The following is a 12,694-nucleotide window of genomic DNA, read 5'->3' as shown; positions in this document are numbered from 1 at the left end:
TATGGGACACTTTGTTTATAAAGACGCCAAACTTAAAGAGATCGTCTTTCCTCTTGGAGGGATTGGCAGTGGATCGATCGGACTAGCCGGCAATGGCCGGCTAGTGGATTGGGAAATTAAAAATCGCCCGAACAAGCAAAGCATGAACGGCATGAGCCACTTCGCAGTCAAAGCGGAGTCGGAGGGGAAAGTGCTGGATGCGCGAGTTCTGAATGGCAAGCTGCTGCCGCCCTATATGGGAAATAAGCGAATTAAAAATCATAGCGGGTATGGATTCGGTCCGAGTGAGGCTACAATGGGCGGTTTTCCTCATTTCGAGGACTGCACCTTTGTTGGCGAATTTCCTATCGCTGATCTTCGTTTCCGCGACAAGCGTTTCCCCGGTGACGTGAAGCTGACGGCTTACAATCCGTTCATTCCGTTGAACGATCGGGATTCCAGCATCCCGGGAGCTTTCTTCGAGATCGAGTTTCATAATCCTACCGACAGCATGATCACCTACACGGCATGTTTGTCCGTTGCAAATCCGCACCATGGAAGCCCGCACTGGAATCGGTACGAGCAAATCGGTTCCGTTCACGGCATCCGCATGGGTTCGGACGCTTATGATTCGAACAGGCCGGAGTTCGGTGAACTGACTGTCGCTACGGACGCGAAGGAAGTCAACTGCCAATGGTATGAGGGTAGAGACATGTACTGGCGGACATTTAGCTCTCCGGGCAGATTTGGGAGCAGCTTGGACGAGCCGACTTCTACCAAAGACTTGGGGCAGTTATCCGCTCATGTGGAGCTACAGCCAGGAGAAACGCGGCGCATCCGTTTCTTGATCACCTGGCATTTTCCGAACTGCTACAACTACTGGAATCCCGAGACGGGCGATGCAAAGGATTCTAATCAGCCAGTGACATGGAAGAACTACTATGCGACATTATTTAACGATTCCTTTGCCAGCGCTTTATATGCGTTCGAACATTGGGAACGTTTATATCAGGAGACGCTTCTGTTTAAACAGTCCTTATATGCATCTCATCTCCCTAAGGAGGCGCTGGAAGCAGTAGCGGCAAACCTATCGACGCTGAAATCGCCTACGGTGCTGCGCTTAGAGGATGGTTCCTTATACGGATTCGAAGGCTGCATCGGTACAGAAGGCTGCTGTGAAGGTTCATGTACACATGTGTGGAACTATGCCTACGCGGCGCCATTTCTGTTCCCGAAGCTGGAGCGGTCGATGCGGGACTTGGACTACAAGTATAATATGCGCGCCGATGGACGGATGTCGTTTCGTATCCAGCTGCCGTTAGGCCGGGCTAACGACTTGTATGCTTGCGCGGACGGTCAATTTGGAGGCATTATCAAAGTGTACAGAGAGTGGAAACTATCAGGCGATTCCGATTGGCTGCGATCGCTATGGCCATCCGTTCAACAATCGCTAGAGTATGCTTGGGCTGAGACGAACGAACATCGCTGGGATGCGGACCGAGACGGCGTGCTGGAGGGCAGGCAGCATAATACGCTAGATGTGGAGCTGTTTGGTCCCAACGCCTGGTTGAATGGTTTTTACTTAGCTGCGCTTAAAGCCGGCGCGGAGATGGCGGCTTATTTGGGGTACCCTGAGAAAGAAGAGGAATATCGCGCGCTTTACGAGAGAGGGAAGTCTTGGACCGATCAGCACTTATTTAACGGGAACTACTATATCCAGAAGATCGACTTGTCCGACAAGTCGCTGTTAGAGACATGCGATGAAGAAGCACTCGAATACTATTGGAATGATAGATTGAAAGAGATTAACTACCAGATTCTAGATGGGTGCTCGATCGACCAAGTCGTGGCGCAATGGCACGCTAATTTATGCGGTCTGGGCGAAATTTTTGATCCTATACAAACACGGCAAGCGCTTAAGTCTATTTACGAGCATAACTTTAAACAGATGTCCGATTTCACGAATCTATGGCGATTATATAGTTTGGACGAAGAATCCGGACTTATCATCTGCTCATGGCCCGAAGGCTCGAGAAGGCCTGCAATTCCGATCGCTTACAATTCGGAAACGATGAACGGGTTTGAATATCAAGCCGCGATTCACATGATTCAAGAAGGAATGGTCGAGGAAGGCATGTCGGTCGTGCGTGCGGTTCGAGAGCGATATGATGGCGAGAAACGTAATCCGTGGAACGAAATAGAGTGCGGCAGCCATTATGCTCGGTCGATGGCCAGTTACGCACTCTTGCTCTCTTTCAGCGGCTTCGACTATGACATGGTACGCGGATATGTGGGATTTAATCCCATTGATCGTCGCGAAGATTATGAAACCTTCTGGTCGCTTGCGGCCGGCTGGGGCGTCTTTAAGATGGAGACTGGGAAAGCAGAGCTGCATGTTCAATATGGCGAACTGTTGCTTTCATCATTTGGACTTCCGTTCTTGTCGGAAGACGACATTGTAGAGATAAGGATCGAAGGTTGTCAGGTAGAGTGGAAGTGGGAGAAAGGGAACATCCTATTCTCGCAGAAGCGATCCGTTCCACAGGGTGCAAGATTGGAGATTGAACTTCGACATTAAGGGAAGAACACATCGCCCAATAGGGATGAATGGGTTGAATTCGAGGAGAAAATTGTAGAGCGAAAAATGGTAAACGAGCAAGACAGCGTTTTGGAAGGAGATTGCCACAGCTGCTAGAAGTTATAGTACAAGCACCGGAGATGCTGGGCAGCCAACGCATCCGGCGCAGATTGAATCGAGGGAGATTGTCTATGCTACTGGAAGTTATTGCTCTATCACCGGAGGATGCCAAGCTTGCTGCCGCAGGCGGCGCTGATCGCATAGAGCTTGTCTCGGTCATCGAGGAAGGCGGGCTCACGCCTGCTCTGGCCATTCTGGAAGAAATCGCAGCTGAAGCTGCGATACCGGTTCACGTCATGATTCGTCCGCACAGCAGAGATTTTCGATACTCGGAAGAGGATATGGAGCAGATGGTTCGCGAGATGAAGCTGCTTAGATCCCCCTGCATCGGCGCGTACGTGCTTGGCGTATTGACCGCAGAGCAGACAGTCGACGAAGACAAGCTGAAGCGGCTGTTGGATGCGGCAGATGGTGTTCCGGTTACGTTTCATAGGGCGTTCGATGAGGCGAGGAATCTGGAGGAGGCATACGAGACGCTCGCTCGTTATCCGCAGATTCGCACGGTGTTGACGTCCGGCGGGAAACCGAGCGTATTAGATGCGGTCGATTCCATTAAAGAGCTCGTACGGCAAAGCGGGAACGGTTCGTCGGGACCGGAAATTATGGCGGGAAGCGGACTGACGCTTGCGTCAGCAGCTGAATTCGTGAAGCAAACCGATGTGCGTGCCGTTCATTTCGGCTCAGGCGTGAGGCAGAACGGATTGTCTCAAGCCCCCATTGATCCGGCTCGGCTGGCTGCGCTTCTGGCTGTTCTCAAACCGCAATAAGCACAACAACGCAATAGGGTAGGAGGAGTAAACGATGTCTGAGGTATTGGTTAATGAGTATCGCGGCGGTTATGTGGAAAATGTGCACTACGGCCATATTTGTGGCGTAGATGCTAATGGTATCCGATACGGTACGGGGAATGTTCGTCACTTGACGTTTCTACGCTCTTCCGGGAAGCCGATTCAGGCGCTTCCTGCACTTATACATGGCGCAGATGAAGCATTCGGATTGTCGGAGAAGGAAACGGCGATCATGTCAGGCTCCCACTGGGCGGAGACGTTCCATGTTTCCGAGCTGGAATCGATGATGGTGAAAATCGGCATCGAGGAGGAACAGCTGGTATGCTCGCCTACGTATCCGTTAAACGGAGCAGCCAGAGATGAGCTATTCGTCAGCGGCTCGCCGAAACGGAGAATTTATCACAATTGCTCCGGCAAGCATCTCGGCATTCTGTCGTTATGCAAGCATAAAGGCTATGATCTGCAGGGCTACACAGATACCGATCATCCTGCGCAGCTAGAGATCGCTGCTACGCTTGCTTATTTGGGAGCTATGCCGGTCGAAGAGGTCGTGACAGGTGTGGACGGCTGCGGCTGTCCTGTGTTTGCCATCCCGCTAGACCGTCTGGCGACGGCATATCTGAAGCTGGCTCTGCCGGAGCTTATCGAGGATGAAGCGGTACGCCGCGCAGCGATTAAGATTTCGGGCCTCATGAACCGCCATCCTGAGATGGTGTCCGGATCCGGACAAATTTGCTCGATTCTGCTGTTGGACGACAATATTGTTGCCAAAGGCGGGGCGAAAGGTGTTTATTGCTTCGGCTTGCGTGAGGAAGGGCTCGGGTTTGCCCTGAAGGTGCTTGACGGTTCGCAGGAAGAATGGCCGCTCATTATCGCTTCCATCCTGGAGCAGATTGGCTATTCCCGGCAGGAAACGATTGACCGGCTGCGTGCCTTGGCACCTGCAGATATGCTTAATGACAACGGCATCGTCGCCGGCCGCAATGAAGCGGTCTTCAAGCTGCAGCGATACGAATAATAACGCAAACGAGGGAGTAAGAGGATGCAAATCGGATTAAGCACATATAGCTTGTTAAACGCATTGAAGTCGGGCGAAATGACCGTCCTTGATGCGATTCAGTGGATAGCGGATAACGGCGGGGAGCATATGGAGATCGTTCCGTACGGCTTTACGCTCGTCGATAATCCGGAGCTGGCGGATGCGGTTCGCAATAAAGCAGCGGAAGTTGGCATTGCATTATCCAACTATTCGATGCCTGCCAATTTCGTGCAGCCGGACGACGAGGCGTTCGAGGCCGAGATGGCGCGCGTGAAAGAGCATGTCGATCTGGTTCACCGCCTTGGCATGAAGCATATGCGTCATGATGTAACGGCTTTTACAATTCCGAAGGAACAAATGACGATTGCCTGGTTCGAGGAGAACCTGCACCTGATGGTGAAAGGCAGCCAGATCATTGCTGATTATGCAGCGCAATACGGGATCACTACGACAATTGAAAATCACGGCTTCAGCGCGCAAGCGAGCGATCGCGTACAACGCGTGCTGCATGCTGTTAACCGTCCTAATTTCAAAACAACGCTGGATATCGGCAATTTCATGTGCGTCGACGAGAATCCCGTTATCGGCGTGATTAAGAATCTTCCTTATGCATCTCTGGTTCATTACAAGGACTTCTATTTCCGTCCATTCGACGAGCCGCCGGGCGGCGGCAATTGGTTCCGCACGAGCCATGACAACTACTTGCGCGGCGCTATTGTAGGTCACGGTGAAATCCCGATTCGCAAAATCACGAAGCTGATTAAGCAATCCGGCTACGACGGTTATATTACGGTTGAGTTCGAAGGCATGGAAGAGTGCAAAGAGGCGTCGCGGATCGCGATGGACAACCTGCGCACACTGTGGAAAGAAGCGTAAGAACTGCCTGGCACAAGAATCAGATGAATGAAAATTAGAGAATCGATTGATGAAGAGAGAGGCGGTAGTAGAGATGCAAACGATTCAGAAGCCGGTACCTTCGGCGAAGCAGCTGGCTTATCAGGATATGGAATTTGGCTTGTTTCTTCATTTCGGACTTCGTACGTTCTATGAAGGGTATGCGGATTTCGACGAGCGTCCGATGTCGCCGGCAGACTTTAATCCCGTAAACTTGGATTGCGAACAATGGATCCGCACCGCGAAGGAAGCGGGTATGGAATATGCGGTTCTGACTGCGAAGCATCATGACGGTTTCTCCAACTGGCCGTCCAAATACAGCTCTTTCTCGGTGGAAGCTTCCCCGTGGAAGGACGGACAAGGCGATGTCATTCGCGAGTACGTGGATGCTTGCCGGAAATACGACGTGAAAGCTGGCCTTTACTATTCGCCATATGACGGTTCTGCCAACTTCTACACTCAGGATGCCAAAGCCTACGATGATTATTTCGTGAATCAAATTACGGAGCTGCTCGGCAATTACGGCGAGATCGATATCTTGTGGTTCGATGGCTGCGGCTCTGAAGGCCATACCTACGATTGGAATCGGATCATCGGCGAGATCCGCCGCTTGCAGCCGGGCATTCTGATCTTCAACATGGGCGATCCGGATTTCCGCTGGATCGGCAATGAGGACGGCGTAGCATCGACGCCAACTTGGAATGTGGTTGATTCGACCGACTTCTCGATTCTGACCGATGAGAAAGAGAAGCTTGGCGCGCAAATGTGGCTGCCTGCCGAATGCGACGTGCAATTGCGGTATAACCGGATCAGCTGGTTTTACAGCGATGAGGACGAGCATATGGTCAAGAGTGTCGATGAACTGATGGGCTTGTATTATTTGTCCGTCGGACGCGGCACTAACCTGCTGCTCAATATCGGACCGAACCGCGAAGGGCTGCTTCCGAGCAAGGATACGCAGCATCTGACGCAATTCGGCGAAGAGATTCGTCGTCGGTTCGAGCAACCGGTCGCGACGCTTGCGGCATGTAAGCAGGAAGGGCGTACTTGGACATATGCCGCGCAGGAGAAGCATCTGATCGACCATATTATCATTAAAGAGGATTTGACGCGCGGCGAAAGCGTGCAGAGGTTCAGACTTACCGTCCTCACGGAAAAGTCACATGGGCGTATCGTCGTACACGAAGGCTATAATATCGGTCATAAAGCAATCATCCGCATTCCTACTATTAAAGCGTCAGGTGTCATTCTAGAGATACTGGAAAGCGACGGGGAACCGGTTCTTCGCGAACTGTCCTTCCATTACGCAGGCTAGGAGGCGGCGGGATGCAAGCAGGTAAGCAATCGCAAACGAGACCTAATATTCTATTAATCACGGTGGATCAGATGCGCGGCGACTGCTTAAGTGCTGTCGGCCATCCGATTGTGGAGACACCGAACCTGGATCGCTTAGCGCGATCCGGAGTTCTGTTTCGCAATGCGTATTCGGCAACGCCGACTTGCGTTCCGGCAAGAGCGGCGCTCTTAACCGGCATGAGCCAGCGTTCGCACGGACGCGTCGGGTATCAGGACTGCGTGCCGTGGGAATACGAGCATATGCTGGCAGGGGAGCTTGCCGGTGCCGGTTACCATACCCAGTGCGTTGGCAAAATGCATGTCTATCCCGCGCGCAATCTATGCGGGTTCCATAACATCGTGCTGCATGACGGCTATCTGCATCATAATCGCAGCAAGCATAATAACACGGTTGATGGACATTTTGACCAAGTGGATGATTACTTAATTTGGCTGCGTCAGCGTGCAGGCGCGGATTATGATATCACGGATAACGGACTCGATTGCAATGCATCGGCGGCCGCAAGGCCGTGGCATCTGGCGGAGGAGCTGCATCCGACGAATTGGACGGTTACGCAGTCGATTGATTTTCTGCGCCGCCGGGATCCGGGCAAACCTTTCTTCTTGTACACGTCATTTGTACGTCCGCACTCCCCGCTTGATCCGCCGCAGGTCTATATGGATATGTACAAGGATCTTGAGCTGCCTGATCCCCCGATCGGGGATTGGGTGGATGTAGAGGCGGCTAAGGCGAATGGCTCCGACCCGACTACGCATTTCGGCATTGTGCCAAAGCGCAGGCTGGATCGTGCAAGAGCTGCCTATTATGCGCTTATCACGCATCTTGACGATCAGATTGGCCGGTTGGTGAATGCCTTGCAGGAATATGGTGTATCGCAAAATACAATTATCCTGTTCGCGTCTGACCACGGTGAGCTGCTGGGGGATCATCATTACTACCGCAAAGCGCTCCCGTATGAAGGAAGCGCGAAAATCCCGTTTATCGTCAGCGATCCTGGTGGCGGGCTGGGGTTACGCCGAGGCGGCGAATCTGCGGAAGTGATTGAGCTGCGCGATATCATGCCGACCCTCCTCGATATCGCCGGTGCTCCGATACCGGATACGGTAGAGGGCAGCAGCGTGCTGCCGCTATGCCGAGGCGAGCAGGCTGAGTGGCGGCCGTATCTGCATGGCGAGCATTCGTATGGGGCGCTGTCGAACCATTTTGTCACGGATGGTCGGGAGAAATATCTTTGGTTCTCGCAATCCGGCGAGGAGCAGCTGTTCGACTTAGTCAGCGATCCGCAGGAGCTGGTGAATCTAGCGGCAGGTGTTTCTGCGCACTGGCAGGGTAGATTAGCGGTGTGGAGGCAGCGTTTGGCAGCGGAATTGGACGGACGCGAAGAAGGTTATGCGGAAGAGGGCCGGCTTATTGTCGGTCGTCCGCCGCGGCAGCTGTTGACGAGTGTGTTTGGAGGGTAAGAGGATAGGCGGGGGCTGTTGGGCTCCAGCTTTTTTGCGCGTAGTAATAAACCAATCGTCATCTAGTCAGGTGAATCTCGCATGAGGTAAATTAGTAGCAAGAGACATATGCTATAATCGACAAAACAACGCAATGCGAGTGCAGAATGTGCTAGATGCGAGCACCGCCGCGCTATAAGGGGAGAAGCAGGAATGAACGGGCAAGGGCGGCAACTGATACAGGATGAGTTATGGTTTCTGCAAGATGAAGCGCTTCGAGAAGCGAACCTTGTCGCAGAGCTTGCGGATGAGGCATGGGATGCTCTGCAGCAGGCAGCGGTGAAGGTGAGGCAGGATGAGAGACTGCGTGCGCTGGCCGTGAGAGGGCATCAATTGCTGTTCTCGGATGAGACCGGCGAGACCTCCAATGGGGAAACATTCTCGGGCATCCTCGCCGAGATGGGTGAAGGGGCGGAGCTGTATCAGCCGCTTATTCTGCTTAGCGGACTGAATCGGCTTCAAGAACTCTACGCGGAGCGAGGAATTCCGCAGGAGATTCTGAAGCATACCCTCAGCGACATGGCGCTGTGGATGCGTGATTATTACGGCCGGCACAATCGCTGGGGACTCCGCAACGAGTGGCTCGTGAACCATCTGTCCTTCCGACTGTTCCGAGTCGGAAGGCTGCAGTTTGAGCGCGGCCGCTTCGGTGGCGGCAGGCGTGTGCTTCGCCGCCTCGATACTCGCGAGGTGGTCGTCTTGGCGGAGAGCGGCGTCCGTTTCCGCGGCGACGGACTGATCGACGGCACGAACGACCGCTTCGATGAAGCGGGAGCATGGGAAGCTGTGCTCGAAGATGGCGATGCGGTTATCCTAGGGCATCGGATTACGGATGGCGGCTTCGCTGTTCGTCAGCCGGAGACGTTCCGCACCGACGAATGGGAAACTGTGCTGCGCGCAGGCGATCCGGTTCTGGATGTCCATATTGCCGCTGATGGGAAGATGGATCATGCGCAGTGTTTGGACTCCATGAAGGATGCAGTCGGGTTCTTCAAGCGGTATTTTCCGGAGGAGACACGACTCGCATTCGTCTGTACCTCTTGGCTGCTCGATCCTCAGTTCGAGCAACTGCTTAGTGGATCCGCCAATATCGTCCTTTTCCAGCGCGAATTCCGCCTCTTTCCGGTAGGCGGCGACGGCAAAGAAGGGCTGCGTCGCATCTTCGGCACGCTATACGACGACTGGTCGCAAGCTCCAGCCGATACGTCTCTTCGTCGCGCTGTACTTGGACATCTCGCGAACGGCGGCGCGCTGCGTGATATGGGCGGGTTTATTTTAATGGACGATCAGGCGTGAACCACCCCGTGATAAGTAGGGAACCTCGGCACAAAAGTGAGGATCATCGAGGAAATGCTGCTTAATCTGCAACATTTTCCCCTCAGCATGAGCTAAAACAGCCAAATGTTGCACGATTTGCAACATTTGGCTATGGAATGGCGGTCAGGAGGCTAGTTTGGACGAAAATGTTGATTTCCGTGCAACATTTTGTCCAATAGCCTCTCTTTTCGTTAGAAATGCTGCATGTTCTGCAACATTTCCTCTAGAGACGCGACTGTCAGGTGGATGTTGGGGGAGTTACTTGGAGATGAGTGGGTAGGGACAATTGACATAATAAAACGCCGCACGGCGAAGAGAACTTCGCTGTGCGGCGTTGAGATTTATCCGCTGCTGTTATTGACGGAGCTGCGGCATAGGTTGGAAGGTCATATTAATCGGCAAGTAGCTGCCGGATGCGAGCGTGAAGACAATGTCGAGCGTTTCCGCTGCTGCGCCGGTACGGTAGAGCACGGCGGTTTCATTTTGAGTCAGAAGCGCACTGTCGGTTGTAACCGGCACGAGCTTCCCGTTAACGATGAAGGCTCCTGCATAGTGGCCGCCTCTGGCATTGATGCCGACAATCGTGTTAGGCGCGACTAGCACCTTCATTTTGTACAAGACACCGAAGTTGCCGAAATCGTACTCGAGCAGGCCGGTCATCTCGTCAATCCCATCCACGAGCTTGTCGATCTTGCTGTCTCCAAGTAAGATACTCTGCGGCTTCGCACCGACTGCTTCGGAGGTGCTGAGATCGATCACGCGGTCGGCGTAATCGAATGTGCCGCGAACATGCTTATTATCGCGAGGCATAACCGTCAAGGAATCGAGAATCGGCAGCGGATCTTGTTTATCCTGTACGACGACGATCCGGTAGCGAATAGTTGTCGTCGAAACGACATCGGCATAAGCGGAGAATACATCCCCCGGCTTAACCGGCACATTCGACATTTCAGGGACCAGTACCTTGGATTCGCCGGGAGCTAGGGTCACGTAGTTAGCCGGTACATTTTTGCTTAGCGCATCCATATAGCGGATCGTGGCCATTTTGCCTGCCATAATGGTGGATTTGTCCGGACCGCCTTTGCCCCATGCGCCGATACCGACGGAAGCTAGGCCGGTACTGCTTGTGTTGGTCGCAATAAGGAACATTTTGACCGGGTAGCTTGCTCCATTCTCGTTATAGAAAAGGAAGCGGGTAGCTCCGGAAAGCTCCGTATCATATACAAGGCCGGTCGTCATCCAACGTTCAGGACTGTTGCTGTGAACAAGTCTTGCCGGTTCATTCGTGTAAGTATAGGAGAGGGTCGGGTAGTTGCGCACAGCCGTTCCATCCATCGTATATTTGCGTCCAATCGGCGTGAAGAGCAGGTTAAACTCATCTTCGGTGTACAAGATTTCCGGAATGACGGTAACCATCTTCGTAACAGTGCCGATCAGCTGCCCGCCATCTTTGACTTCGAGCGTGACCGGGAACTGACCTTCAGTGAAGAAAGCAGGCGAGTTACCCGTATATTTAGCAGATTTGATGTCATTACGGTCGTCGGTGCTCAGATCGGTATAGGTGACAGGCTCGCCGATGCGATAAGTCGTTTTATCCGTTGTAAAATCAGCTACCGGCGGTTGATTCGGCATTTGCACGTTAACCGTAACGCTGAATGGCTCGCTCCATACGCCGTTCTCACCTTGCACCCAGTGCGTTACAACATGCATGCCGGCTTCCTGGAAGATGGACTCTCGTCCTTCCCAGCGCTCATGGGTGTTGGTTTCATCCACTACGGTAGGAACGCCGTTCACCAAATAATCGACAAGCGTTTGTTGTGCGAAAATCTCAGTAGGCTGCACTGCGAATTCCGCAGACGGCGGTGCCCCCCAGGTAATGACGGTGTCGATACCGCGTGCTGTAATGCGGCTTCCGGTCAAATTGGACCACATGCGAAGCGGTACCATGAGCGAACCCTTCAGGAGGAAGGTCGGGCCAGGTCCTTTCACGGATTCGCCGTTGCGTTTAATGATATCGCTGCCCGGCTTGAATCGAAGCTCGATGTCTCCGGCTTTCGCGATGGACTCCTTGGTCTTCGCATCATAAGAAAGCTTGTAGCCGAAAGGACCTGCAATCCCGTTCAGCGCGGCATAAGAAGAGCCGTTCTTGATCGTTAACGGCTGCGCGGCTTTCAGCGGCTTCTTGTTGAACAGCATCGCGGTGCTGTTCTTCTTCAGCAGAAGCTCGTTGTCCGGTGTGAGCATGCCGCTAATCGGGGCGACGTCCACAATCGGATTCGCGGTCGTTGAGTCCCCCGTCGTAGTTGGAGTCGTTATTGGTGCATCGGTCGTAGATGCGGGTACATCGACCGTTCCTTCCGCGGATAGCGGCGACGTTTGAAATAAAGTGAGTAGTGCCAAAGTACAGACAAGATACTGCTTAAGTGGTTTCATACGCGACTCCTTCTCTATTGTGAATCGATAATTTAGATGACCACTGTTTAAACGACTTTATTTACCAGAAAGTTGCGATGCTTGGAAAAGAATTATTATAATCGTAAATGGAATAGTGGGAGCCGGATCGGCTTGGTGCTTATTTGTGTTAAAATAGGTGGAAAAATTCGATGTGCCAAAGACGCATTCACATCACCGGGTAATTCTAATAGAACCTGTACTTTCTCATTGAAAGGATGATTGCAATGAATACGAAACCACTTAAAGAGAAGGCTGTAACGTTCTTAAGTCTGGTAGCCTCGGGGAAGGTGCGCGAGGCCTACGAGAGTTATGTAGGAGAGAGCTTCCGTCATCACAATTCCTACTTCCGCGGCGACGCAGATTCGCTCATGCTGGCAATGGAAGAAAACGCGAAGTTGAACCCTCATAAGACCCTTGAAGTCAAACGCACCCTCGAAGAAGGGGATTGCGTTATGGTCCACTCCCATGTGAAACAGAAGCCTGAAGACCTCGGAGCCGCTGTGGTCCACATCTTTCGCTTCGAGGACGGCCGCATCGTCGAATTGTGGGATTTAGGTCAGGCCATACCGGAGCATTCACTTAATGAGAATGGCATGTTCTAGCTGCGACAGCTGGCCGAGAAGAAAAAACCGCCGATTTCGGTGGTTTTTTCTTCTGCAGATGAAGGAC

The 12,694-nt window shown here is 52.7% G+C and carries 9 protein-coding genes; 8 read left to right on the top strand and 1 reads right to left on the bottom strand.

The window, feature by feature from the left end; genetic code table 11:
- The first annotated feature begins 1 nt into the window (after nt 1).
- The 7 genes from AC0YN4_RS29790 (at nt 2) to AC0YN4_RS29760 (ending at nt 9,550) form a co-directional block, all read left to right on the top strand.
- Nucleotides 2–2,557 carry a GH116 family glycosyl-hydrolase gene (locus AC0YN4_RS29790; RefSeq protein WP_475784568.1) on the top strand — a complete coding sequence of 852 codons (2,556 nt, stop codon included), beginning with the start codon at nt 2–4 and terminating at the stop codon, nt 2,555–2,557.
- A gap of 191 nt (nt 2,558–2,748) precedes the next feature.
- The gene (locus tag AC0YN4_RS29785; RefSeq protein WP_475784567.1) at nt 2,749–3,444 is read left to right on the top strand and encodes a copper homeostasis protein CutC; all 696 of its coding nucleotides are present in this window, start codon (nt 2,749–2,751) and stop codon (nt 3,442–3,444) included.
- A 34-nt stretch (nt 3,445–3,478) separates the two neighbouring features.
- Nucleotides 3,479–4,483 carry an asparaginase gene (locus AC0YN4_RS29780; protein ID WP_475784566.1) on the top strand — a complete coding sequence of 335 codons (1,005 nt, stop codon included), beginning with the start codon at nt 3,479–3,481 and terminating at the stop codon, nt 4,481–4,483.
- Between the two features lie 24 nt (nt 4,484–4,507).
- Complete coding sequence (locus AC0YN4_RS29775; protein WP_475784565.1) at nt 4,508–5,380, top strand: sugar phosphate isomerase/epimerase family protein; 873 nt, start codon at nt 4,508–4,510, stop codon at nt 5,378–5,380.
- A gap of 49 nt (nt 5,381–5,429) precedes the next feature.
- On the top strand, nt 5,430–6,713 hold the full coding sequence (locus tag AC0YN4_RS29770) for an alpha-L-fucosidase (protein WP_475784564.1): 1,284 nt from the start codon (nt 5,430–5,432) through the stop codon (nt 6,711–6,713).
- Nucleotides 6,714–6,724: 11 nt separating this feature from the next.
- Entirely contained in the window at nt 6,725–8,215 is a 1,491-nt protein-coding gene (locus AC0YN4_RS29765) for an arylsulfatase (RefSeq protein ID WP_475837500.1), read from the top strand.
- A 192-nt stretch (nt 8,216–8,407) separates the two neighbouring features.
- Nucleotides 8,408–9,550 carry an acyltransferase domain-containing protein gene (locus AC0YN4_RS29760; RefSeq protein WP_475837499.1) on the top strand — a complete coding sequence of 381 codons (1,143 nt, stop codon included), beginning with the start codon at nt 8,408–8,410 and terminating at the stop codon, nt 9,548–9,550.
- Nucleotides 9,551–9,925: 375 nt separating this feature from the next.
- On the opposite strand, the gene AC0YN4_RS29755 is transcribed toward AC0YN4_RS29760, so the two are convergent.
- Entirely contained in the window at nt 9,926–12,004 is a 2,079-nt protein-coding gene (locus tag AC0YN4_RS29755) for a copper amine oxidase N-terminal domain-containing protein (protein ID WP_475837498.1), read from the bottom strand.
- 245 nt (nt 12,005–12,249) lie between these two features.
- Here AC0YN4_RS29755 and AC0YN4_RS29750 point away from each other — a divergent pair, with 245 nt between their 5' ends.
- Nucleotides 12,250–12,627 carry a nuclear transport factor 2 family protein gene (locus AC0YN4_RS29750; RefSeq protein ID WP_475837497.1) on the top strand — a complete coding sequence of 126 codons (378 nt, stop codon included), beginning with the start codon at nt 12,250–12,252 and terminating at the stop codon, nt 12,625–12,627.
- Nucleotides 12,628–12,694 lie beyond the last annotated feature (67 nt).

This window comes from Paenibacillus sp. J22R3 (assembly GCF_056269305.1).
This window is presented reverse-complemented; position numbering and strand designations above follow the sequence as displayed.